We start from the raw sequence: 22,753 nt of genomic DNA on the forward strand, positions 1-22,753 counted from the left end.
GTAACATGTGGATGTTAGACGAGGATCTATTTTGATAGACCGAGACAAAAGGATATAAAAAGGAGTGGATTTCATGGAAGTAAAGCAGTTGCCAAAACGCGAAGAATTGCCTGAAAATTTAACTTGGGACTTGACCAAGATCTTTTCAAGCGACCAAGAATTTGATGAGAAATATCTAGAATTATCAGAAAAGTTAAAAAAATCTGAAAAATACAAAGGAACACTTGATCAAGGGGCTTCTCAATTTCTTGATGCGATTGAATTTGTGTTGAGTGTTTATCGCCAAACTGAAATCATTTATGTCTATGCGCACCTTAAAAACGATCAAGATACTGGGAATACAGAATATCAAGCGCTTTATGCAAGAGCAAGTAGTTTGTTTTCAAAGGTTAGTGAAGCTGTTTCCTGGTTTGAACCAGAAATATTGCAGTTATCAGATGAACGGATTTGGCAATATTTCAAAGAAGAACCGAAGTTAGAAGTCTATCGTCACTATATCCAGCAAATAGTAGATAATCGTGCCCATGTTTTATCTGCCGATCAGGAATCGCTTCTTGCAGGAGCAGGTGAAATCTTTGAGGCTTCAAGTGATATATTTGCTGTTTTGAATAATGCAGATTTAGTTTTCCCAACGATCGAAGGAGAGAATGGTGAAAAAGTCCAATTATCTCATGGCGTGTACGGTCAGTTGCTAGAAAGCACGGATCGAAGTGTTCGCGAAGCCGCATTTAAAGGGTTGTACAGTGTTTATGAACAATTTAGAAATACGTTTGCTTCTACTTTAAGTACGCATATAAAAGGACATAATTTTAAAGCAAAAGTTCGTAATTACAGCTCTGCCAGAGAAGCATCTTTGAGCAATAATCATATTCCTGAAAGTGTATACGACACTTTGGTAGCCGTGGTAAACAAGCATTTGCCTTTGCTGCATCGATATATGGAATTACGGAAACGTTTATTAGAAGTGGAAAAACTGCACATGTACGATCTTTATACACCGGTCTTAGGAGAAGCTCCAATCACCTTTACGTATGAAGAAGCAAAAGAGAAAGCTTTGGAAGCACTGAAGCCAATGGGTGAAGAGTACATGACTATTGTAGAAAAAGCATTCTCTGAACGTTGGATCGATGTTGTCGAAAATAAAGGAAAACGAAGTGGTGCCTATTCTTCGGGAAGCTATGACACAAATCCATATATTTTATTGAATTGGCATGATACATTGGATCAGCTGTTTACGCTTGTCCACGAAATGGGACATAGTGTCCACAGTTATTTCACACGGTCGAACCAGCCTTATGTATACGGTGACTACTCCATCTTTTTAGCAGAAATTGCTTCGACAACGAACGAAAATATCCTAACAGAATATTTATTGGAAACAGAAAAAGACCCTCGTGTCCGGGCTTATGTGCTCAACCATTACTTGGATGGATTTAAAGGAACAGTTTTCCGCCAGACACAATTTGCTGAATTCGAGCACTTCATGCATACGGAAGATGAAAAAGGTGTGCCATTGACTAGTGAATATCTAAGTGATAGTTATGGTAAATTGAATGCAAAATATTATGGTCCGGCAGTCGAAGAAGATCCAGAAATCAAATTTGAATGGTCACGGATCCCGCATTTTTACTATAATTACTATGTCTTCCAATACTCGACTGGTTTTTCTGCTGCTTCAGCGTTGGCGAAAAGAATACTCAGTCAGGAACCAGATGCGCTAGAGAACTATTTGGCTTATCTAAAAGCTGGTAACAGTGATTATCCTGTTGAAGTGATGAAAAAAGCAGGAGTAGATATGACACAGGCTGCGTATATCGAAGATGCAATGTCGATGTTTGAACAACGACTAAACGAATTAGAAGAATTGATTGATCGTTTATAAGATTTTTGATTTTTCCGAATAGAAACGAAAAAAATACGTCGGCTCTCTTGTAAGGGAGTCGACGCATTTTTTTAATTAGAAAGCAAGTGTAAATGGCTAGTTCGTGAATGGAACTGAGAATCATTTGTATGTAAATGTTCACCATTAAAAACTTGATACGAGTTATCTGTTGTTTTACACAGCTCTTTGATTCTCCAAAGGCTGCTGGTGCCTTCTACTTCTACTAAAACACCAAAATCACGATCGCAAGCGTAATTGTAAACGACTGCGGAAGGATGTTTCGTGATGCCCATTTCCCGAGCAATTTTTTGATCGGAAAAGAATACTTCTTTAACAAAGTCAGATTGCCGATCTTCTTTAAACATATTCAAATCGCCGCCAATCTCTTCAAATATCGATTCAGCAAGTGCACGAGAATATGGTATGTTATTGCAGCCGACTGCTTCTTGCAGTTTGATCAAAAAACGGCGGCCTTTTTTCTTTCCTTGGAATTGAGCCGCTTTGCAGTCTAATGCGGCAGAATAAGTCGTTGAGAATAAGTGGTTACGTTTCTCAAGATTGTTTTGAGAAATTCCTTTTTGTTGCATGACATCCCCAATTGTCTGCAAATTGACCAAAGGAAGAAAGCGAAATTGCATCTTTTCTTTTGATGGTGTTCCGTACTCTTCTTCAATAAATTGTAATAACTGTTGCTCCATTTCGAAACAATATTCCCCTAAAGGATTAACAAATAAATAGATTTCGATCATATGAATCTCCCCCAAAATAGATTCTATACAACTAGTGACTAGATTCTTTCACATCCTATAACTTAACAGAAAAAAGTAAAAAAATGAACTCAAGTGCCTTGTGAAAATGAAAGGTTTCTAATTTTTAGCCTCAAGCATACGTTGGATCTTGTTCTTAGCAGGACGATAAGGCAAAGAAAAACGTTTTAAAAAATTTATAAAAGCAATTTTTCCTGCAGATGCATCCCCTACCTCTAGTTCTAGTTCAAAATCATGAAGATTGTCTCCCCAGCTTTCATCGATAGCTAAAAGTCCTTCTTCAATAGGGAACTCAGCCCGTTTTGTTGTAAGCTTTCCTGTTTGGATCAATGAAGCAGGATCGATATTCAAATCAGAAAGTTTTTGAAAAACTGCGCCCGAGCGAGGCAAACGTTTTTGAAAGATGAATGCTTCTGCTTCTTCTGTTACAAAGGTATCCGTCGTTTCGAGACGTCCTTCCTCAGCAGGTGTTTTTAATGTATATTCAGCTTGATGACCAACGAAACGGATTCGTAGGCCACAATTTTGTTTCTTCAGCTGTTCATCAACGGTATCGAAGTAAATATTAGTCTGTACACGGAAATCTTTATCTGTTAATTGATAGTGAGCGATGAATATCTCGTACTCTTGCTTTGTCAGCATAGATTTATATTCGATTTCAAGCATTTGCGTCATTTGATCGACTCCTTTTTGTCTATTCTGCCTAATTTTCTTTTTTTGGTCAATGCATAAATCAAGAGTACGAAAAAACTTTGCATATATGGTAGAATAAACAATGAATGTTAATGAAGTAGAGGTATCAGCTATGGAACGAGATTGGGAAGCATTTTTAGCACCATATGAACAAACTGTATCAGAATTGAAAGTGAAACTGCGGGGAATCCGTAAACAGTTTCGTGAACAAAATCGTCATGTTCCAATTGAATTTGTCACTGGGAGAGTCAAACCAGTTGACAGCATCGTAACAAAGTCACAGTTACGTCATATTCCGATGGGACGCTTAGAAGAAGAAATGTCTGATATTGCCGGCTTAAGGATCATGTGTCAGTTTGTAGAAGATATCCATCAAGTTGTTGAGATTATCCGTAAAAGAAAAGACATGAAAGTTCTTCAAGAACGGGATTACATCACTAATAAGAAAGCAAGTGGCTACCGTTCGTATCATCTGGTGATCGAGTATCCTGTACAGTTGATCAGTGGTGAGAAGAAAATTTTGGCGGAAATCCAAATACGGACCCTTGCGATGAATTTCTGGGCAACGATCGAGCATTCACTGAATTATAAATATCAAGGCGTTTTTCCAGAAGAAATGAGCGAACGACTTCAGCGTGCGGCAGAAGCTGCGTATCAGCTGGATGAAGAGATGTCTAGTATCCGTGAAGAAATCCAAGAAGCACAGCGATTGTTCTCCCATGGAAGAGGAAAATCAGATGATGTCTACTATCGAACGCTTTTGAAGAAAGAAAGCGAAAGAGAGGAGGCAGGGGATGAAAGTAGCGATCGTTCACAATAAAGAAGCAAAGACCATAGAAGTGGCTGAGCGCTTGAACACACTATTAGAACAAGCTGGGATCCAGCGAGATGATCATGAACCAGAGTTGGTCATCTCAATTGGTGGAGATGGCACATTATTATCGGCATTTCATCACTACAGTCATTGTCTGAATGACGTGCGTTTCTTAGGCGTGCATACAGGTCATTTAGGGTTTTATACTGATTGGCGAGATTACGAGTTGGAAGAACTAGTAGACAGCTTGCGAACAAATCGGGAACAAAGTGTCAGCTATCCCTTGTTGGATGTTCGGATCAGTTATTTGGATGAAACGCCTGATCAGCATTTTTTAGCACTAAATGAATCAACGATTAAACGGGCCAATCGTACGATGGTAGCCGATGTATACATTAAAAATGAATTGTTTGAAAGTTTCAGAGGAGATGGATTGACGATTTCTACACCCACTGGTTCGACTGCCTATAATAAAAGTGTCGGCGGTGCAGTGATCCATCCTAGTATCAATGCCTTTCAATTGGCTGAGATTGCTTCGCTGAATAATCGAGTGTTTCGTACTTTGGGTTCTCCGATCGTGATTGCCCATGATGAGTGGTTGGAAATAAAATTGGAAAATACAGAAGATTATCTTGTAACGGTTGATCAATTGAATGTCGCAAAAGCCGATATCCGTTCTATTTATTATCGAATAGCAGAAGAACGGATCCATTTTGCTTCTTATCGACATATGCATTTTTGGCATCGCGTGAAAGATGCCTTTATTGGTGAGGATTAATATGCAGTTTACATGGGATTATGAGAAAGATCATTCTCAGCAGGTAAAATATTTTTTAAAAGAAAAAGGGATCTCAAAAGGTCTGTTAGCGAAAATAAAATTTCAAGGCGGTCAAATCAAAGTCAATGATCAAGTAGAAAATGTCTTGTTTTCTCTAGCCAAGGATGATAAGGTAACCATTGTGATTCCTGCTGAAGGAGAACATGAAACCGTACTTTTGGACGAAACGCCGATCGATATCGTGTATGAAGATGAACATGTTCTGGTAGTAAACAAACCAGCAGGCGTTTCGTCCATTCCTGCCCAATACCATCCAAATGGGACAATGGCAAATCGTGTAAAAGCTTATTACAAAAAACAAGGGTACGAAAACCAAGTAATTCATGTAGTTACACGACTAGACCGGGATACGTCTGGCTTGATGCTTTTTGCCAAGCATGGGTTTGCGCACGCAAAATTAGACACGCAACTTCGTGAAAAGAAGTTTGTAAAAAAATATCAGGCATTAGTCAGTGGAATGCTTTCCAATTTATCGGCACATGGACATATCGATTTGCCGATTGCCCGAGATTATTCTTCGCTACTGAAGCGAATGGTCTCTAATGAAGGACGTTCTGCACAGACGGAGTACTGGATAGAGAAGCGACTAACAGAAATCGCGTTAGTTGATATCCAGCTGCATACAGGAAGGACACATCAAATAAGAGTTCATTTTTCCGCCATTGGCTGTGCACTGCTCGGTGATGATATGTATAGCGGACGAATGGATCTGGGAATAAAAAGACAAGCCCTTCATTGTTATGATCTGCGTTTTTACCACCCATTTACAGAAGAGCTGCTAGAGTTCAAGCAGCCTTTAGCCGCAGACATGGAGGCAGTTGTGAGACGGTTTGAAGAATAAGGCGAGGTGAGATTGGTTTGGATGAAAATCAAGAATTAGAGGAAAGATTTGCCCAGTTGACTCAAGATTTAAGGGAAAATAATATTCAGGCATTCAGAAACAGTTTTTTAGAGATGCATATCTATGAGCAGGGGCAATTCTACCAATCTCTTACAGAAGAGAACAGGCAGCTGATCTATTCCTATCTGTCGCCTAAAGAATTAGCGGATATGTTCGATGTGATTGAAGAAGATAACGAACATATGAAAGAATATCTGGATGAGATGCGTCCTAGCTATGCAGCGGATATGCTTTCTGAGATGTATACAGATAATGCTGTCGATTTGCTTAATACGTTAGATAAAAAGCAAATTGCTAAATATTTAAGTTTGATGTCTGCAGACGATGCCAGTGAAATCAAGGAATTGCTCCATTACGAAGACGAAACAGCTGGTGCAATCATGACTACTGAATTTGTTTCGATCGTAGCAAATCAAACCGTTCGCTCTGCGATGTATGTGCTGAAGAATGAAGCAGATGTTGCTGAAACAATCTATTACATCTATGTCGTTAATCAAGAAGGTCAACTAGTGGGGGTTATTTCTCTACGCGACCTAATCGTGAATGATGATGATGCTATGATTTCTGATCTGATGAGCGAGCGGGTGCTTTCAGTTCATGTAGGCGACGACCAAGAAGATGTGGCACAAACATTCAGGGATTATGACTTCTTAGCTCTTCCTGTCACCGATTATGATGATCATTTGTTGGGAATCGTCACAGTCGATGACATCATTGACGTTATTGATGATGAAGCTGCCAGCGATTATTCAGGACTTGCCGGGGTCAATGTGGAAGAAATCAATGAAAATCCAGTAAAGGCAGCATCTCGACGTTTGCCTTGGCTAATCACTCTGTTGTTTTTAGGTATGTCTACTGCTTCTTTGATCAGTCATTATGAAGACTTGGTAAGTGAAGCGAGCATTTTAGCGGTCTTCATTTCACTGATCACAGGAACAGCTGGTAATGCTGGAACCCAGTCGCTGGCTGTGGCTGTCCGTCGACTTGCAATCTCTGATGACAAAGATCACGGGTTTGTCCGACTTGTTTTGGCTGAAGTCTTGACCGGCGTCGTAACAGGAGCTGTTACAGGGATTACGATTTTTCTGATCGTGGGCTTTTGGAAACATAATTTTATCTTAGGATTTGTGATAGGGATGGCCATGCTGTTTGCGATAACAGTGGCGAATCTTGCAGGTAGTTTGATTCCGATGCTGATGGATCGTCTAGGATTTGATCCAGCGGTAGCAAGCGGTCCATTTATCACGACCTTGAGTGATTTGACAAGTGTACTGATTTATTTCAATATTGCCTCTTTATTTATGGGCTATTTTATGTAAAAAGCAAAAACATTGGCAACAAGTATACTGCTTGTTGCCAATGTTTTTTGTTTATAAGATTATGGCTGAAGTTCAACGATTTTAGTTCCGTGGACTTCACTCACGTTTAATTCTTTAGCTACATGTGCTGCATTCGCTGCTGTTACGCCACCACCGGGCAAAATGATCAAACGGCCATCTGCATAGTCAATCAATTCTTTGAGCCGTGGGAAATGTTCTTCAATCGTTTGATCAGCAGGGCCGCCATGCGTCAAGATACGGTCAACACCGTGCGCTGCCAGCCAATCGATTGCTTCAAATTGCCGTTCTTCAGGAATACTGTCAAAAGCCATATGGAAGGTGATCTGTACGCCTTCTGCGGTTTCGATCAATAGTTCCAATGCTTCTTCGTCTAGCCATCCTGAGGGAGTAAGACAACCAAAAACTACGCCATCCGTCCCTAATTTCTTTGCTTCAATCAAATCAGTATGCATAATTTTCAATTCGATATCGTTATAGACAAAATCACCCCCTCTAGGACGGATAATCGTCATTACAGGGATATTTTTTTCCCCTGCGTAACTTAATGTTTCTTCGATCACACCAGTACTTGGGGTCGTTCCGCCGACCGCTAAGTTGTCACATAATTCGATTCGGTTAGCTCCTCTGGCAATTGCCAGAGGAATAGATGTGTAGTTTTCAGCACAAAATTCTTTGATCATCTGATCTTCTCCTTTGTCTTTCGCTTTCTTCTAGGCATTGTATCATATTTTTACCAGTTGCCAAAGTGAGCATCTAACGGTAAGATAAAACAGAAATGAGGGGGAACTATGTTAAAAAAAATTGACCGAGGACGCCAGTTTTTGGCAGAAAAACATCAGCTGTTCCGCTGTCCAGTTTGCCAAGAAGAGGTAGAAAAGTCTGATAATGGCTTGATATGCAAAAAGAATCACCGTTTTGATCTGTCCAAAAAAGGAACACTTTACTTTTTATCCCACGCGGTTAAAACAGAATATGATCAAGAAATGTTCGTTCCAAGGCGTAGAATGATCCAATCAGGCATGTATCAGCCTGTTATTGAGACTATCGCACAGCATCTGCCTAATGAAGTCTCGCTATTAGATGTCGGCTGCGGAGAAGGAAGCTTCTTGAATGAACTTTCAAAATTGAAAAAGATTCAAACTGCTGTTGGATTTGATATTTCAAAAGAAGGGGTCTATGCAGCTACGGAACAATCTGTCGAGGCATTTTGGTGTGTAGCGGATTTGACCAATTTGCCATTTGCTGATCAGACATTTAACACGATCTTAAATATCTTTTCGCCTTCTCATTACCAAGAATTTCAACGTGTACTGTCAGAAGATGGAGAGGTGCTGAAAGTAGTGCCGCAAGAAAATTATTTAAAAGAACTGCGCCAGGCTTTTTATCCGAATCAACCTGAAAAGCAAAGTTATTCCAATGATCGTGTAGTCGCAAAGTTTACTGAATCAATGAAACTAACTGAACGTCAGCGTGTGACCTATGAATTTGAGATACCAGAAGAAAATCGAAAAGATCTTTTAGCAATGTCGCCCTTAGAGTGGCAAGTGGAGGAAGAAATCAAAGCAGACTTGTACAAGAATCCTTTGAATAAGATTACAATTGACATAGAATTATTAAAAGGAACTAAGAGAAAACGGTTTTCTAGTAGTTTTTAAAGAGTAGAGGTTGCAAAAGTAAGTTGAGGGTGTTATAGTAGCAACAAGTTGTTTTTTCATTGGTTTTTATCAGGTTCCTGTTCTGATAAAAGTTAGTGAGAAGAGCTTCACTAACGTAACGACTCGCAGTGACTGACACCGAGTTGATACGTTTTTTTTTATGCAAAAATCAAATTGTCAGAAAATAGAAACGAACATAAATATGAGAGGAATGATCCTGATGAATCATATCGTTTTATTCGAACCGTTAATACCTGCAAACACCGGAAATATTGCCCGTACGTGTGCGGCCACGAATACGCCGCTTCATTTAATTGAGCCCCTAGGTTTTTCAACGGATGACAAACATCTGAAACGAGCAGGGTTAGATTATTGGAATGATGTAAATATTACTCATCACAGTGATTTAGAAGCTTTTTTAGCATTTTTAGGTGATCGTAAACTACACTTGATCTCAAAATTTGCCCATAAGGTATACAGTGAAGAAAGTTTTGCTGATGGAGAAGAGCACTTCTTTTTATTTGGAAAGGAAACAACTGGCTTGCCAGAAGCGTTTATGCGCGAAAACGAGGAAAAGTGTTTGCGCATCCCTATGAATGATGAGCATGTTCGTTCATTGAATTTATCGAATACAGCTGCAATGATTGTGTACGAAGCACTTCGTCAGCAAGGATTCCCTAATTTAGAATTAACGCACCATTATGAAAATGACAAGCTGGATTAGACAGTTTATTATAGAGTAAAATAAAAGAAAGACAGGAGTTTGCTGCGTATGGAACTATATTTTACCCGACATGGGAAGACACAATGGAATCAGGAAAGACGTTTTCAAGGGAGCAATGGCGATTCTCCGCTTTTGCCTCAAAGTTATGAAGAAATCAAAGCATTTGGGAAAAAAGTAAAATATGTTCCTTTTAAAGCAATTTATTCCAGTACAGCAAAACGAGCACGCGATACAGCAGAAGGTATCAATAAAGAGCTTGCTCGTCCGGTAGAGATTTTTTATACAGATAAACTGCGAGAACTAGGGCTAGGTACTTTAGAAGGACAATCAATCGATGAAATGTATCAGAAATACCCAGAGAATCTGCCGAATTTGCGTAATCACTTAGATCTATATGATCCTTCTCCTTTTCATGGAGAAACGATTGAATCAGCAATCACACGTATTGAAACTGTTGTAGCGGATGCGGTTGCTCAACATAAAAACGGACCTCTTTTATTCGTAGGTCATGGGGCCTCATTAACTGCTGCCATTCAATGGATGACAGGGAAAGAGCTAAGTGAGTTGCGGGAAATGGGCGGTTTGTTCAATAGCAGCCTGACGATTTTAGAGACTGAAGAGCCTTGCAAATTATTGACGTATGAACTGAAAGTATGGAACCAAACAGATTTTTTAGGAACTGAAACAGCACCAGAACCTTTACTATAGAAGAAGGAGGCGGCTTCCGATGCAGCCAGAAGAAATGCCTTATTTCGTTGGTACAGTTGCCGCGATTTTTTTTCAAAATCCTAGTAATTTTTACAAAGTGCTTTTGGTACACATCAGCGAAACCACAGCTGATTACCGTGAAAAAGAAATTGTAGTTACCGGAAGCTTTGGCGATATCCAAGAAAATGAGACCTATCGTTTTTATGGAGAACTAGTGGATCACCCTAAATACGGAAGACAGCTTAAAGTCGAAAGATATGAGCAAGAAAAACCAACAACTGCGAATGGGATCGTAGCTTATCTTTCCAGCGAAAAATTCCCTGGGATCGGTAAGAAAACAGCAGAGAAAATCGTCGAGTTGCTGGGAGAAGATGCTATCGAAAAAATCATTGCTGATCCTTCGGTATTAAAACAAGTCTCTGGTTTAACGAAGCCAAAAAGAGAAATGCTTGCTGAAACGATTCGTCTAAATCACGGGATGGATCAAGTAATCATGGGATTGAATCGTTATGGATTCGGTAGTCAGTTAGCCTTCAGTATTTATCAGACCTATAAGAACGAGTCTTTGGATATCATCGAAGAAAATCCGTATCAGCTAGTCGAAGACATAGAAGGAATCGGGTTCAAACGTGCAGATAATCTAGCCGAACAAATCGGTATTGCAGCAGATTCACCTAGAAGAATCCGAGCAGCCATCTTGCATCAGATTTTTCAGCATGCTGTTCAAACAGGAGATACATACGTACCGGCGGAAACATTGCTTCAGCAAACCATCCGTATTTTAGAAACAAGTCGTCCAATCGAAATTCTGCCTGATCAGGTTGCTACTGTGATTATCCAGCTTGTTGAAGAAGGAAAAATCCAACAAGAAGAAACGAATCTTTACGAAAACAGTTTGTATTTTTCTGAATGGGGAATCGGCAATTCCATCCAACGTCTGCTCAGCCGTAAAAAAGAAATCCATTATCCTGAAAAAGAAGTGCAGAAAAATATTCGGCGTATCGAAAAAATATTCGGTATACAATATGGACCCTCGCAAGAACAAGCAATCGCTGAAGCCATCCGTTCTCCTCTATTTATTTTAACAGGAGGACCAGGTACGGGGAAAACTACTGTGATCAATGGGATCGTTAATCTTTTTGCAGAGTTGAATGGTCTGGAATTGGACCCGTCAAAATATACCCAAGAAATTTTTCCTATTCTGCTTGCAGCACCCACTGGCCGGGCAGCTAAACGAATGAACGAGACAACAGGTCTGCCTGCCAGCACAATCCATCGTTTACTTGGGCTGAATGGACGAGAAAAAACACCTTCAGTCAGCACGAAAGAATTAGAAGGCGGACTTTTGATCGTTGATGAGATGTCTATGGTCGATACATGGCTGGCTAACACATTATTCAAAGCGATTCCGACGAATATGCAAGTTATCCTAGTAGGAGATAAAGATCAGCTTCCTTCTGTCGGTCCTGGACAAGTGCTACATGACCTTTTGGAAATCGAACAAATTCCTAAAATGGAACTCAATCAGATCTATCGACAAGGTGATGGTTCTAGTATTATTCCTCTTGCCCATGAAATCAAAGAAGGGCGTCTACCAAAAGATTTCACAAAGAATCAAAAAGATCGTTCCTATTTCCGAAGCGACGCGTATCAAATTGAACCCCTGATCTCTAAAATTGTGGAAAAGGCGAAAAATAAGGGATTCCGTGCACAAGATATCCAAGTATTAGCACCAATGTATCGGGGACCTGCAGGAATCGATGCGTTAAATAAAATGATGCAGGAGATATTCAATCCAGGGAGACCTGGGAAAAAGGAAGTGCATTGGAACGACACCGTTTATCGGATAGGAGACAAAGTACTCCAGTTAGTCAATACTCCTGAATTGAATGTATTCAATGGGGATATGGGAGAAATCACGGGGATTATCTTGGCAAAAGATTCGGAAGATAAAGTGGATGAATTAGTTATCCAGTTTGATGCAAATGAGGTCACTTATAAAAGAAACGAGTGGAATAAAATTACTCTTTCTTATTGTTGCTCGATCCATAAATCACAGGGCAGTGAATTCAAAATGGTCATTTTGCCCATGGTTCATCAATATCAGCGCATGCTTCAGCGTAATCTACTCTACACGGCGGTTACTCGGAGTAAGGAACTGTTGATTTTGTTAGGGGAAGAGCAAGCGTATGCCACTTGTGTAGCGAATGAATCGGCAAGCCGAATGACTACGTTGAAATCAAGAATCATCGATAATGAAAAAATGACTATCACTCTGCGGACAAAATTAGCAGCTTATGAAGATTCTTTGATTGGAAATGATCTATTTGAAGATGGGACCTATACGAAAGAGTCGCAGGACATAAAAGAACAGTTACCTATAAAAGACGACAGTGGAACGAATGAATCGAAAAACCAAGTAATGGAAACAGTGGAACCAGATCTGTTTTCTTCATCGATTGTGGAAGAAAAGAAAGAAGAGATAGAACCTGCTGTTCCTAAGGAGTTCGTTCTTACTGCAGAAGCGATTAATCAGAAATTAGTAGATCCAATGATTGGTATGGAAAACATTACACCGTATACATTATAAAAGAATCTGACGATACGTATGCGCTATTTGTCGGCAATATTGATCACTTAAAAAGCGGATGTGACACGACTTGTGCCTCATCCGCTTTTTGAAATTATTCTTGGTGAGTTGGAGTGAAATTGTAGGCTCTTCTTGGTAAACGGTGTTCAAAAGCCAGTTTCTCGGTATGAAGACAAATTTTTGCAAAAATGCGAGCAACCGTTTCCGCAAAATTTTTCTTTATACTCGAAATTACTTGAAAAATAACTGGTTTTTTGTAGAAAATTGCAGATCAAAAGGACGAGGAGCGACATCTTCTCCATCTTCTTGACCATATTGCGGCGTTGTTGAAACGATTCGTAATCTGTTTGTTGTGTAGTGATGGAAATATTTCGATTTCAATTGTTTTTTCTGCATAAGTAAAAGGATAAGCCATATGATTTTAAAAATATTGATTCGTTCGACCATGACAAAATCAATGACTGGTTTAGACGCATCTGCAGTTGGAGCAATTGCGATTCCTCCTCCAAAAAAAGGATGCTTCGTTGCTGTACATAAAAATGCATTTGAAAAACTTAACTGCTTTCCTCCTGCATCCACTAGAATTGGAAATCCTTTTTGAGTAAATAAAGTCCGGAGAATAGAGAACAAATACGAAAAAGAACCTAAGTTGTATTTGTTCAATCGCTCTTTTGTAGAAGAATGATTTGTCGCGTGGACGATAGCCGCATCTAACCCAATACCGAAATTATTAACAGCTATTCCTTTTTTTTCACTTATTTTTTCTTCATAAGCCATTATATGGACTTTATCTGGTGATTGAGCTGCTAAAATCAGCTGAAGTGCTTTTTTAGGATTCTTGGAAAGTCCCGCTCCTCGAGCAAAATCATTTCCAGAGCCTGCTGGAATATAAGCAACAGGAAATTCAACTTCCATCTGATAGAAAGTATCAAGTACCTGATGCAAGGTACCGTCTCCTCCTACGATGATCAAAAGAGGGAAAGTTTCGATTGTTTCCTGTTCTTCTGTCCAAGGTACTAATGTTTCTTTTGCCAGAATTTCAGTAATCTCCGCATCATGTCCTTTGTATTCACTGTAATGAAGGGTATAGTCGACATGTTTATTTTTTAATACCGGCAAGATTTTTTCTGCTACTTTAAGGCCGTTTCCACTGCCTGCCGATGGATTGATCAATAAATGATAATGGAATTTCATATTTTCCTCCTGCTATTCAATAAAACAAGATATTTTAATCATCCTGTTTGCTGGTTAACCAATAATTAGCAAGCTTTTTCTATTTTTGGAATGAAAGAAACTTGTTTTTTACAAAAAAACACCTGTTACAAAATTAATTCTTGGTTATTATAGCAGAAGACTAGGAGAATGAAAAAGGTCTGGAGACCGAAAAACACAAAAAAGCCTAGCAAGCGCATCATCCATTACTTACGTAAGGAGAAGTTCCAAGGTTCGGTATGTCCACTTAGACCTTCAGCTGCCTGCTAGACTATTCTCTAGTAAGAGGTTGCTCAAATTCCCACATCCTTTTTTATTTATTTAAGTTTCACAACAATTCTGTTCGTGCAGAACCTACTTCGTCTGCTTTACTGGGAATTCTTATGACCCCTTACACTTATCTTATACCATATTTTGAGACTTTTAGCAAACGTTTACATTTTGCTTGTTTACTTTTTTCAAAAGTAGATAAGACAGATTGAAATAAATGAAAAGTCTGTTATAATTATTGTTTGTTTCACATAATCGCGGTTCATCAACCATCCCGCGTTAAAAAAACTAGGAGAAACGAGGAGAGAAAATGCAAAAAACGAAAAGCAGACAACGGTTGTCCGTAATCGTTGTAAATGGTATCGTCATGGCTCTTTATCTAGCGTTAACTATTTTAGTTGCGCCTGTATCCTCAGGGCCGATCCAGTTTCGTATTTCAGAAAGTTTGAATCATTTAGTTGTCTTTAACCGTAAATTACTTTGGGGAGTTTTGGGCGGGGTCATCGTCTATAATGCCTTCTTTGGATTTGGTATCATGGATGTGGTTTTCGGTGGTGGCCAAACATTGCTTTCTTTAGGTCTGACAGCTTTGTTGCAAAACAAAGTGAAAAATGTAAAGATGCGTTTAGTATTGAACACGATCTTCTTTACCATCAGCATGGGATTGATTGCTTATATGCTAGTTCCGACAGGTGGCCAAGCATTTTGGACAACCTATGGTACACTTGCATTAAGCGAGTTCATCATCATGGCTGTTTCAGCACCACTGATGTATTATTTAGATCGTTCGCTTGATTTTGAAAAGCGTGTCTAATTGTAAAAAAACGACAAAAGAAAGCAGCTGAGCTGTATTTCTTTTGTCGTTTTTATTATGCTTCTTGGTTTTGCAAATTTTCGATTTCTACCACTTTATAATTCTTTTTCTCTAAGTGGTTGACGATCGTTTCACATACTTTTGGTTCAGTGTTCGCCGGCAGCGTAATCAATGTACGTCGGATGTATTCGTCTTTTTCAATATCAAGAGTAATGCAGCTGGCAATGCTACTGTGTTTTGAAATGATTTTTGCGATAGCAGCCAGATCTCCTTGCTTTCCTGTAGAAGCAATTGTCAGTACATAGCTTCCTTGTTCTACGCTCCAAGATTGAGAGAGCATATTAAGTAATGTGCTATGTGTCAAAATACCATAAAAATGATTTTCACTGTCAAGGACAGCAATATAAGGAAGCTCTTTGATCGTAAAGAATACTTTGAAGAAAGAAGTATCCAGATAAATGAACTTTGTGGCATTTTTCAAAAGATGAGTGACAGGAAGCGTCATATCACCGCCGTTTGCTTTATGACGATAGATGTGCATTTTGTAAATATTTCCACGGAAAATATTCCCTGAAGAATCTAAGATCGGCACACAACGGTATCCGGAAGTTTCTAAAATTTTTAATGCTTCTTCTAATGTACTAGTCTCTGTAACGGTTGTCAGATCTTTTTTCTTATATACAAGTGTTTTTAATAGCATCGCTATACCTCCAATTGTCTCATTTTAGCTTAATTTCAAATTAATCATATCATAATTTTATCTAAAACAATAGATAGTTTATTTCACAAATTGACAAGTAAAAAGTTACGTGATACTGTTATTAAGTATAAGTCTGATTCTCAGCAAGGGGGCAGAAGTAAATGGCAAAGAAAAAAGCAGCACTCGCTTGTTCCGTTTGCGGGTCTCGTAACTACACAAAATCAGTCAGTGAAGGAAAAAGCGGCGAACGTTTAGAAATCAACAAATTTTGTAAATATTGTAATCAATATACATTACATAAAGAAACGAAATAAACAGCAAAGGAGGATGTCTCATGAAATTTCTAAAAAGCGTAAAAGATGAAATCAAACAAGTAACTTGGCCAAACAGAAAACAACTTCGTAAAGATACGTTGGTAGTTATCGAAACTTCTATTCTTTTCGGATTGATGTTTTACGTAATGGATACAGCAATCCAAAGTTTATTTGGCTGGATCTTAAAATAACTCGCTAGCCACAATGTGCTTTTAGTGCTATAATGAAGCGAAAGAAAAACTTCGGGTGTACTGAGGTTTTTTTATTTTACAATGAAATGAGGAGCCTTCAATGGAATCTTTTGAAAAAAACTGGTATGTCTTGCATACATATTCAGGATATGAAAACAAAGTAAAAGCAAATATCGAATCTCGTGCGCAAAGTATGAAAATGGCCGACTTTATTTTCCGTGTCGTTGTTCCTGAAGAAAAAGAAACAGAAGTCAAAAATGGGAAAGAAAAAGAAATCGTTCATAAAACATTTCCAGGATATGTTCTTGTTGAAATGATCATGACAGACGCTTCCTGGTATGTTGTCCGTAACACACCAGGTGTGACAGGATTCGTTGGTTCACACGGAGCTGGAAGCAAACCAGCACCACTACTTCCAGAAGAAGTCAATCATATCTTGCGTTCTATCGGCATGAGTCTACGACAAAATGATCTAGAAGTAGAAGTTGGCGAAGTTGTGAAAATCATCGAAGGCGCATTTGCTGGATTAGAAGGACAAGTAACAGAAGTTGATGGAGAAAAAGAAAAATTGAAAGTCAACATCGATATGTTTGGTCGTGAAACAAGTACAGAACTTGATTTCGATCAAGTAGATAAAATCGATTAATGATTAATAAAAAGACTTGAAATGTCGATCATACGATTGACCTTTCAAGTCTTTCTTTTTTCTATATGGAAAGGAAGAGGCGAATGACAAATCAAATCAAAAATGTATGCAAACATGCGGCTACAGCAGCTTTAGTGCTTATCAGCTTGTTTGCGATAAGTGGTTGCCAGATGACGAAGACGAATACTACTGCAGTTTCTGATAAAGAAAAAACGGTAGAATCCAGTAAATTGATAGAAAAAACCACTATTCCAACACTTTTTTTCCATGGCTACAGCGGGACAGAAAATTCCTTTAAAGGGATGTTGCAACGTTTGGAAAAAAATCAAAAAGCAGTAAAAGAATTAGTTTTAATAGTAGGAGCAGATGGACAAATACAAGCAGAAGGGGACTTGTCTGGAAAAGCAGACAATCCGATGGTCCAAGTATTGTTTGAAGATAATAAAAACAACGAGTGGAACCAAGCAGAATGGATCAAATCTTGTCTTTTGTATCTGAAAGAAAACGAGGGCATAGACAAAGTCAACATAGTGGGGCATTCCATGGGAGGGGTTAGTGCATTACGCTATTTAGGAACATATGGACAGGATACGTCATTGCCGCAAGTTCAGACATTTACGGCAATTGGTGCACCTTTTAATGATTTTGTCGATGACAGTGGGCAATCTCTGACAGAGGAGTTAGCAAAGGGGCCTGCTGTTGTTTCTAGCCGCTATCAAGATTATCAGCAAATGATCGGAAATATGCCTACAACTACTCGATTTTTCCTGATTGCCGGACAATTAGATGAAGCAGACTTGAGTGATGGGACAGTACCGTTAAACAGTGCATTAGCTGTCTATGCGTTGTTGAAACAACACGGAAATGAAGTAGAAGAAAAAATAGTAAAAGGCGAAAATGCCGCTCATAGTATGCTTCATGAAAACCAAGAAGTAGATCAGCTTGTTAGTCGATTTGTTTGGAACGAATAGCAAGAAAAGGATCCGAGAGTAAATGTTTGCTTACTTTTTGTAAGGATAGTATGATTTATATGTAATCAAGAAGATGAAAGAAGGATCTACTATGACTTATCATACAAGTAATGAAGAACATCCAATCGATATCGTAAACATTGCCTCACTAGAAGGTCGTGTAAAAGAGCGCATGGAAGCAGGAGCTTTTGGCTATATTCGCGGTGGTTCTGAAGATGAGTGGACGATGAAAGAAAATACGACTTCTTTTAATACAAAAAAAATCATGCCACGGATATTACGCGGAATCGACTCAGCAGATTTGCATACATCAGTTTTTGGAATTGAATTAGACACACCGATTATCCAAGCGCCATCAGCGGCCCAAGGATTGGCACATGAAAAAGGGGAAGCTGATACAGCTAAAGGGGTAGCTGCTGCTGGATCAATCTTTTCCATCAGCACTTATGCGAACACGACAATCAAAGATGCAGCAGATGCAGCGCCAGGTGCACCGCAGTTTTTCCAATTATATATGAGTAAAGACGATGGATTCAATGAGTTCATTTTGAAAAAAGCAGTAGAAGCAGGGGCTAAAGCCATCATTTTAACGGCAGATTCAACGCTCGGTGGTTACCGTGAAGAAGATGTGATCAATCAATTCCAATTTCCATTACCAATGCCTAATTTAGCTGCTTATAGCGAACAAAGTGCAAGTGGGAATGGCGAAGGAAAAGGAATTGCAGAAATTTATGCAGCTGCAAAACAAGGCTTGACACCAGATGACATCAAAACAATCAAAGAAATCACCAATCTTCCAGTCATCGTAAAAGGAATACAATCGCCAGAAGATGCAGTCATCGCTATCTCTGCAGGGGCAGATGGTATCTGGGTATCTAATCATGGGGGGCGACAATTAGACGGAGGTCCTGCTTCCTTTGAAGTATTGCCAAAAATTGCCGAAGTAGTCAATAAACGTGTACCAGTGATTTTCGACTCTGGCGTCCGTCGAGGAGAACATGTCTTTAAAGCTTTGGCAAGTGGTGCTGACTTAGTTGCGATTGGCCGACCAGTGATCTATGGATTGAATCTAGGTGGGGCAGAAGGGGTAACTTCTGTTTTTGAACACCTGAACAAAGAATTGTCGATCACGATGCAACTTGCAGGAACAAAAACGATTGATGAAGTAAAAAATACGAAATTGATGGATTAATAAAAAAACGAAGAGAGGCCTAACTGTGCGTCTCTTCGTTTTTTTGTGATGGAAATAACTAATCTCTTAATACTCGAAACTAGGCAGCTTTTTTACGACCTCTTATTTAAAATCTCTTCTGTAAGTCGCTTAGCAGTTGGCGTAACAGCTAAGCCGCCTTCTGCTGTCTCTTTGAAAATCGATGGCATTTGTCGTCCGACTTGATACATCGCAGCAACGACTTCATCCGGTGGAATGACACTTTCGATACCCGCTAATGCCATGTCAGTAGAGATGAAAGCTTGAGAAGACCCTAAAGCATTACGTTTGACACAAGGTACTTCAACTAAACCTGCAACAGGATCGCAAATCAGTCCCATCATATTTTTCAATGTGATGGCTACTGCTTGAGCTGCTTGATGAGGAGTCCCGTTTTTTGCGCAAACCAAAGCTGCCGCCGCCATTGCACTTGCAGAACCAACTTCTGCTTGACAACCCCCTTCTGCGCCACTAATAGAAGCGTTGTTCGCGATTACTAACCCGAAAGCGCCAGCAGTAAACAAGAATTCCAATTGCTGTTCATGTGACAAACCAAGCCGATCTCGGACAGCCATTAACACACCAGGAACAACCCCCGCACTTCCAGCAGTCGGTGTAGCACAAATCAATCCCATTTTTGCATTGACTTCGTTAACAGCTACAGCGTTGCGTACAGCCTTTAAGATCGTTTCTCCGCTCAAAAAATCTGCCTCGTTCAAATAATCATCTAATTTTTTTGCGTCGCCACCGGTAATCCCTGTGACGGAGGTGACACCTTCTTTTCCCTCGTTGATCGATTGTTCCATTACTGAAAGATTTTTTTCCATAATCGCAATGATCTGACTACGGGAACGACCGCTCATTTCCATTTCAACTGCAATCATCAATTCTGCTACACTTGAATAAGCTTTCGCTTGGTCTACTAATTCTTCAATCGATAAAAACATTTTTTCAGCTCCTTAATCGAAATAGTTTACGCTGTCGATATTTGGCAGATGTTTGAGTCTTCTTACTGTTTCTTCAACTTGAGGATTATCTACTTCAATGATCATGATGGCACTTTCGCCTTTTGATTCCCGTGTCACTGTCATAGTACCGATATTCGTATTGGTTTCAGAAAGTATACCAGTCACTTTAGCGATCATCCCTGGAACATCTTGGTGAACAACGATCAAGGTAGGTGTTCCCATGCTTAAAGAAATTTTGAATCCATTCAATTCAGAAATCTGGATATTGCCACCGCCGATCGAAATGCCAGTAACTGAAAGCTTTCGTGTTCCTTTTTTTAGAAGCATCTTTACAGAATTCGGATGTTCGGCTTTTTCACTCTTAGGAACAAACAAGACTTCCATGCCTGCTTCATATGCCAATTTCAAAGAATCAGCTAAACGTTCATCATCAGGTTCCATTCCTAATAGACCGCCAACTAATGCAATGTCTGTTCCGTGCCCCCGATAGGTTTTTGCAAATGATTCATATAGATAAATATCTACAGAATCAGGTTGCTCGCCAAATATACTGCGTACGATCTTCCCAATTCTAGCTGCTCCAGCTGTGTGGGAGCTACTTGGACCAATCATCACAGGTCCAATAATATCAAAGACACTTCTATACCTTAAATCTTTCATTTTCTCCACCTCATTTTGTTATGTAGGAATCTTTGTACAAGGGTCTAAAAAAACCGCGTTATTGTTTGCTTTCATCTGTTGAACCATGCTAGCGCAAGTGTAACATAAAAGAAGAAATGGGAACGAAAAATTGTTGTTTTTTTAGAATAAATTTAGCGTTTATTCAAGCAAAATGTAAAAATAGCAGAAAAAAATCTTGAAAAAACAAATAAATTTGCTATACTGTACCAGTGTGCATTGTTTTGCACATTATTTGTCTGGATTTTTTCAGATCAGATAAAACGTGGGAGGAGAAATATGCATCTCCAATTAACCACATCACGGACTTAAGGAGGTATGTCTCGTGGCAAAGAAAGTAGAAAAAATCGTTAAATTGCAAATTCCTGCAGGGAAAGCAACTCCAGCTCCACCAGTAGGTCCTGCACTAGGTCAAGCGGGTATCAATATCATGGGATTCACAAAAGAATTCAACGCTCGTACAGCTGATCAAGCAGGTTTGATCATTCCGGTTGTTATTTCTGTATACGAAGACCGTTCATTCACATTCGTTACAAAAACACCGCCAGCTGCTGTTCTATTGAAAAAAGCAGCTAAAATCGAAAAAGGTTCAGGTGAACCAAACAAAAATAAAGTTGCGAAAGTTTCTAGCGATCAAGTAAGAGAAATCGCTGAATTAAAAATGGAAGACCTAAACGCAGCTAACGTTGAAGCAGCAATGCGCATGGTTGAAGGAACTGCACGAAGCATGGGGATCACTGTAGAATAATCTCTACACCCTAAGACAGCAGCTTCTCAGTTGGCTCTATATTGAAAGATATAGAACACGTGGGAGGTACAACCGTTATAACCACAATCAAGGAGGAACCAAAATGGCTAAAAAGAGCAAAAAAATGCAAGATGCATTAAAAAAAGTTGATTCAAGTAAAGTTTATCCTGTTGCCGAAGCAGTAGCTTTAGCAAAAGAAACAAACATTGCAAAATTTGATGCAACAGTTGAAGTTGCATACCGTTTGAACGTAGACCCTAAAAAAGCAGACCAACAAATCCGTGGTGCTGTTGTATTACCAAACGGAACTGGTAAAACACAAACTGTTTTAGTTTTTGCTAAAGGAGACAAAGCAAAAGAAGCTGAAGCAGCTGGTGCAGATTTCGTAGGTGACGACGACATGGTTCAAAAAATCCAAAACGGATGGTTTGACTTTGACGTAGTTGTTGCAACACCTGATATGATGGCTACTGTAGGTCGTCTAGGACGTGTATTAGGACCAAAAGGCTTAATGCCAAACCCTAAAACTGGTACAGTTACAATGGATGTAACAAAAGCAGTAAACGAAGTGAAAGCTGGTAAAGTAACTTACCGTGTAGACAAAGCTGGAAACATCCATGTACCAATCGGAAAAGTTTCATTTGATGATGAAAAATTAGTTGAAAACTTTGCAACAATCCATGATGTATTGCTAAAAGCTAAACCATCAGCAGCTAAAGGTCAATACATGAAAAATGTAACGATCACAACAACATTTGGACCTGGTATCCATGTTGACCAAGCTTCTTTCTAATCAAATATTAGAACGTTGATTGATCCAACTGAAAAATAATTCTTGACTCAACTAGTTTAGCATGCTAAGCTAGTTGAGGTTAATAATTAACTTGTACCGAAGACAGTAGGTGGCTCCAAGCCTTAATTTCCTACCGAGGACGTTTATTGAATATATTCAATAGTCCCTCTATGTCTGCGGTGGCATAGAGTTTTTTATTGTGAATCACTATGAACGAAGTGAATAGATGATGAACAATACTGGTTGAGCAAAGCGAAAGGAGTTTCCTTTCGAGCAAAGCGAGTAGAATCACTATGAACGAAGAGAATAGATGATAAACAATACTG

24 protein-coding genes, 1 riboswitch and 1 other annotated feature are annotated in these 22,753 nt (G+C 39.2%); of the genes, 17 read left to right on the forward strand and 7 right to left on the reverse strand.

Annotated elements, in window-relative coordinates; genetic code table 11:
• Positions 1-73 precede the first annotated feature (73 nt).
• Positions 74-1,882: an oligoendopeptidase F gene (pepF, locus tag KFO35_RS08000; RefSeq protein ID WP_156272265.1), complete on the forward strand. Its 1,809-nt coding sequence runs from the start codon at positions 74-76 to the stop codon at positions 1,880-1,882.
• A gap of 71 nt (positions 1,883-1,953) precedes the next feature.
• Here the strand turns inward: pepF and KFO35_RS08005 are convergent, their stop codons facing one another.
• Entirely contained in the window at positions 1,954-2,631 is a 678-nt protein-coding gene (locus KFO35_RS08005) for a ClpXP adapter SpxH family protein (RefSeq protein WP_002315656.1), read from the reverse strand.
• A gap of 117 nt (positions 2,632-2,748) precedes the next feature.
• Positions 2,749-3,324 (reverse strand): CYTH domain-containing protein, encoded by a 576-nt coding sequence (locus tag KFO35_RS08010; protein WP_002315657.1) that lies wholly within the window; start codon positions 3,322-3,324, stop codon positions 2,749-2,751.
• A 130-nt stretch (positions 3,325-3,454) separates the two neighbouring features.
• Between KFO35_RS08010 and yjbM the strand changes: the two genes are divergently transcribed.
• From yjbM to mgtE, 4 genes are read left to right on the forward strand one after another with little or no spacing between them, the layout of a single operon-like run.
• Positions 3,455-4,162: a GTP diphosphokinase gene (gene yjbM / locus KFO35_RS08015; RefSeq protein WP_002309982.1), complete on the forward strand. Its 708-nt coding sequence runs from the start codon at positions 3,455-3,457 to the stop codon at positions 4,160-4,162.
• Positions 4,137-4,934, forward strand: a complete 798-nt coding sequence (locus KFO35_RS08020; RefSeq protein ID WP_002315658.1) for an NAD kinase — start codon at positions 4,137-4,139, stop codon at positions 4,932-4,934. The genes yjbM and KFO35_RS08020 overlap by 26 nt, the downstream gene beginning before the upstream one ends.
• A gap of 1 nt (position 4,935) precedes the next feature.
• The gene (locus tag KFO35_RS08025) at positions 4,936-5,835 is read left to right on the forward strand and encodes an RluA family pseudouridine synthase (RefSeq protein WP_002315659.1); all 900 of its coding nucleotides are present in this window, start codon (positions 4,936-4,938) and stop codon (positions 5,833-5,835) included.
• Between the two features lie 17 nt (positions 5,836-5,852).
• Positions 5,853-7,214, forward strand: coding sequence for a magnesium transporter (gene mgtE, locus KFO35_RS08030; protein ID WP_002315660.1), 1,362 nt, complete (start codon positions 5,853-5,855; stop codon positions 7,212-7,214).
• Between the two features lie 59 nt (positions 7,215-7,273).
• On the opposite strand, the gene KFO35_RS08035 is transcribed toward mgtE, so the two are convergent.
• Positions 7,274-7,915, reverse strand: coding sequence for a copper homeostasis protein CutC (locus KFO35_RS08035; RefSeq protein WP_002309986.1), 642 nt, complete (start codon positions 7,913-7,915; stop codon positions 7,274-7,276).
• Positions 7,916-8,023: 108 nt separating this feature from the next.
• On the opposite strand from KFO35_RS08035, the gene KFO35_RS08040 reads away from it, so the two are divergent.
• The 4 genes from KFO35_RS08040 to recD2 all read left to right on the forward strand — a co-directional run bounded on the left by KFO35_RS08040 (position 8,024) and on the right by recD2 (position 12,912).
• A complete protein-coding gene (locus KFO35_RS08040; RefSeq protein ID WP_002315661.1) occupies positions 8,024-8,890 on the forward strand; it encodes a methyltransferase domain-containing protein in 867 nt (288 codons plus the stop codon).
• Between the two features lie 220 nt (positions 8,891-9,110).
• Positions 9,111-9,614, forward strand: coding sequence for a tRNA (uridine(34)/cytosine(34)/5-carboxymethylaminomethyluridine(34)-2'-O)-methyltransferase TrmL (gene trmL, locus KFO35_RS08045; RefSeq protein WP_167513745.1), 504 nt, complete (start codon positions 9,111-9,113; stop codon positions 9,612-9,614).
• A gap of 48 nt (positions 9,615-9,662) precedes the next feature.
• Positions 9,663-10,322 (forward strand): histidine phosphatase family protein, encoded by a 660-nt coding sequence (locus tag KFO35_RS08050; protein ID WP_002315663.1) that lies wholly within the window; start codon positions 9,663-9,665, stop codon positions 10,320-10,322.
• A 19-nt stretch (positions 10,323-10,341) separates the two neighbouring features.
• Complete coding sequence (gene recD2, locus KFO35_RS08055) at positions 10,342-12,912, forward strand: SF1B family DNA helicase RecD2 (RefSeq protein ID WP_156272263.1); 2,571 nt, start codon at positions 10,342-10,344, stop codon at positions 12,910-12,912.
• 231 nt (positions 12,913-13,143) lie between these two features.
• On the opposite strand, the gene KFO35_RS08060 is transcribed toward recD2, so the two are convergent.
• On the reverse strand, positions 13,144-14,106 hold the full coding sequence (locus KFO35_RS08060; protein ID WP_002315665.1) for a diacylglycerol/lipid kinase family protein: 963 nt from the start codon (positions 14,104-14,106) through the stop codon (positions 13,144-13,146).
• A 539-nt stretch (positions 14,107-14,645) separates the two neighbouring features.
• Positions 14,646-14,692: riboswitch (PreQ1 riboswitch) on the forward strand.
• A 12-nt stretch (positions 14,693-14,704) separates the two neighbouring features.
• Between KFO35_RS08060 and KFO35_RS08065 the strand changes: the two genes are divergently transcribed.
• Positions 14,705-15,208: a QueT transporter family protein gene (locus tag KFO35_RS08065; protein ID WP_002315666.1), complete on the forward strand. Its 504-nt coding sequence runs from the start codon at positions 14,705-14,707 to the stop codon at positions 15,206-15,208.
• Positions 15,209-15,263: 55 nt separating this feature from the next.
• Here the strand turns inward: KFO35_RS08065 and cbpA are convergent, their stop codons facing one another.
• Positions 15,264-15,908 carry a cyclic di-AMP binding protein CbpA gene (gene cbpA, locus KFO35_RS08070; protein WP_002315667.1) on the reverse strand — a complete coding sequence of 215 codons (645 nt, stop codon included), beginning with the start codon at positions 15,906-15,908 and terminating at the stop codon, positions 15,264-15,266.
• A 161-nt stretch (positions 15,909-16,069) separates the two neighbouring features.
• Here cbpA and rpmG point away from each other — a divergent pair, with 161 nt between their 5' ends.
• From rpmG to KFO35_RS08095, 5 genes are all read left to right on the forward strand, one after another.
• Positions 16,070-16,222, forward strand: coding sequence for a 50S ribosomal protein L33 (gene rpmG, locus KFO35_RS08075; protein ID WP_002294578.1), 153 nt, complete (start codon positions 16,070-16,072; stop codon positions 16,220-16,222).
• A gap of 20 nt (positions 16,223-16,242) precedes the next feature.
• Positions 16,243-16,413: a preprotein translocase subunit SecE gene (gene secE, locus KFO35_RS08080; protein ID WP_002309994.1), complete on the forward strand. Its 171-nt coding sequence runs from the start codon at positions 16,243-16,245 to the stop codon at positions 16,411-16,413.
• Positions 16,414-16,513: 100 nt separating this feature from the next.
• Positions 16,514-17,059: a transcription termination/antitermination protein NusG gene (gene nusG, locus KFO35_RS08085; RefSeq protein ID WP_002294580.1), complete on the forward strand. Its 546-nt coding sequence runs from the start codon at positions 16,514-16,516 to the stop codon at positions 17,057-17,059.
• 65 nt (positions 17,060-17,124) lie between these two features.
• Entirely contained in the window at positions 17,125-18,030 is a 906-nt protein-coding gene (locus tag KFO35_RS08090) for an alpha/beta fold hydrolase (RefSeq protein WP_083314214.1), read from the forward strand.
• A gap of 91 nt (positions 18,031-18,121) precedes the next feature.
• Positions 18,122-19,222, forward strand: a complete 1,101-nt coding sequence (locus KFO35_RS08095) for a lactate oxidase (RefSeq protein ID WP_002315669.1) — start codon at positions 18,122-18,124, stop codon at positions 19,220-19,222.
• A 92-nt stretch (positions 19,223-19,314) separates the two neighbouring features.
• Here KFO35_RS08095 and sdaAA read toward each other — a convergent pair whose 3' ends face one another.
• A complete protein-coding gene (gene sdaAA, locus KFO35_RS08100; RefSeq protein WP_156272261.1) occupies positions 19,315-20,187 on the reverse strand; it encodes an L-serine ammonia-lyase, iron-sulfur-dependent, subunit alpha in 873 nt (290 codons plus the stop codon).
• A gap of 12 nt (positions 20,188-20,199) precedes the next feature.
• A complete protein-coding gene (sdaAB, locus tag KFO35_RS08105) occupies positions 20,200-20,868 on the reverse strand; it encodes an L-serine ammonia-lyase, iron-sulfur-dependent subunit beta (protein ID WP_002315670.1) in 669 nt (222 codons plus the stop codon).
• Positions 20,869-21,211: 343 nt separating this feature from the next.
• On the opposite strand from sdaAB, the gene rplK reads away from it, so the two are divergent.
• Both rplK and rplA read left to right on the forward strand, forming a co-directional pair.
• Positions 21,212-21,634 carry a 50S ribosomal protein L11 gene (rplK, locus tag KFO35_RS08110; protein ID WP_002291638.1) on the forward strand — a complete coding sequence of 141 codons (423 nt, stop codon included), beginning with the start codon at positions 21,212-21,214 and terminating at the stop codon, positions 21,632-21,634.
• Positions 21,635-21,737: 103 nt separating this feature from the next.
• Positions 21,738-22,427, forward strand: coding sequence for a 50S ribosomal protein L1 (rplA, locus tag KFO35_RS08115; RefSeq protein ID WP_002291636.1), 690 nt, complete (start codon positions 21,738-21,740; stop codon positions 22,425-22,427).
• Between the two features lie 78 nt (positions 22,428-22,505).
• Positions 22,506-22,633, forward strand: a sequence feature (ribosomal protein L10 leader region).
• Positions 22,634-22,753 lie beyond the last annotated feature (120 nt).

This window comes from Enterococcus lactis (assembly GCF_015751045.1).
Classification (GTDB): domain Bacteria; phylum Bacillota; class Bacilli; order Lactobacillales; family Enterococcaceae; genus Enterococcus_B; species Enterococcus_B lactis.

What these genes read in the sequence shown, in the direction of transcription:
- KFO35_RS08060 (WP_002315665.1), bottom strand. Translation starts at nt 14,106, where the DNA reads ATGAAATTCCATTATCATTTATTGATCAATCCATCGGCAGGCAGTGGA.
- KFO35_RS08040 (WP_002315661.1), top strand. Translation starts at nt 8,024, where the DNA reads ATGTTAAAAAAAATTGACCGAGGACGCCAGTTTTTGGCAGAAAAACAT.
- KFO35_RS08095 (WP_002315669.1), top strand. Translation starts at nt 18,122, where the DNA reads ATGACTTATCATACAAGTAATGAAGAACATCCAATCGATATCGTAAAC.
- rplA (WP_002291636.1), top strand. Translation starts at nt 21,738, where the DNA reads ATGGCTAAAAAGAGCAAAAAAATGCAAGATGCATTAAAAAAAGTTGAT.
- sdaAA (WP_156272261.1), bottom strand. Translation starts at nt 20,187, where the DNA reads ATGTTTTTATCGATTGAAGAATTAGTAGACCAAGCGAAAGCTTATTCA.
- KFO35_RS08035 (WP_002309986.1), bottom strand. Translation starts at nt 7,915, where the DNA reads ATGATCAAAGAATTTTGTGCTGAAAACTACACATCTATTCCTCTGGCA.
- nusG (WP_002294580.1), top strand. Translation starts at nt 16,514, where the DNA reads ATGGAATCTTTTGAAAAAAACTGGTATGTCTTGCATACATATTCAGGA.
- KFO35_RS08020 (WP_002315658.1), top strand. Translation starts at nt 4,137, where the DNA reads ATGAAAGTAGCGATCGTTCACAATAAAGAAGCAAAGACCATAGAAGTG.
- secE (WP_002309994.1), top strand. Translation starts at nt 16,243, where the DNA reads ATGAAATTTCTAAAAAGCGTAAAAGATGAAATCAAACAAGTAACTTGG.
- KFO35_RS08025 (WP_002315659.1), top strand. Translation starts at nt 4,936, where the DNA reads ATGCAGTTTACATGGGATTATGAGAAAGATCATTCTCAGCAGGTAAAA.
- sdaAB (WP_002315670.1), bottom strand. Translation starts at nt 20,868, where the DNA reads ATGAAAGATTTAAGGTATAGAAGTGTCTTTGATATTATTGGACCTGTG.
- pepF (WP_156272265.1), top strand. Translation starts at nt 74, where the DNA reads ATGGAAGTAAAGCAGTTGCCAAAACGCGAAGAATTGCCTGAAAATTTA.
- rpmG (WP_002294578.1), top strand. Translation starts at nt 16,070, where the DNA reads ATGGCAAAGAAAAAAGCAGCACTCGCTTGTTCCGTTTGCGGGTCTCGT.
- cbpA (WP_002315667.1), bottom strand. Translation starts at nt 15,908, where the DNA reads ATGCTATTAAAAACACTTGTATATAAGAAAAAAGATCTGACAACCGTT.
- KFO35_RS08050 (WP_002315663.1), top strand. Translation starts at nt 9,663, where the DNA reads ATGGAACTATATTTTACCCGACATGGGAAGACACAATGGAATCAGGAA.
- recD2 (WP_156272263.1), top strand. Translation starts at nt 10,342, where the DNA reads ATGCAGCCAGAAGAAATGCCTTATTTCGTTGGTACAGTTGCCGCGATT.
- trmL (WP_167513745.1), top strand. Translation starts at nt 9,111, where the DNA reads ATGAATCATATCGTTTTATTCGAACCGTTAATACCTGCAAACACCGGA.
- KFO35_RS08090 (WP_083314214.1), top strand. Translation starts at nt 17,125, where the DNA reads ATGGAAAGGAAGAGGCGAATGACAAATCAAATCAAAAATGTATGCAAA.
- KFO35_RS08065 (WP_002315666.1), top strand. Translation starts at nt 14,705, where the DNA reads ATGCAAAAAACGAAAAGCAGACAACGGTTGTCCGTAATCGTTGTAAAT.
- KFO35_RS08005 (WP_002315656.1), bottom strand. Translation starts at nt 2,631, where the DNA reads ATGATCGAAATCTATTTATTTGTTAATCCTTTAGGGGAATATTGTTTC.
- yjbM (WP_002309982.1), top strand. Translation starts at nt 3,455, where the DNA reads ATGGAACGAGATTGGGAAGCATTTTTAGCACCATATGAACAAACTGTA.
- KFO35_RS08010 (WP_002315657.1), bottom strand. Translation starts at nt 3,324, where the DNA reads ATGACGCAAATGCTTGAAATCGAATATAAATCTATGCTGACAAAGCAA.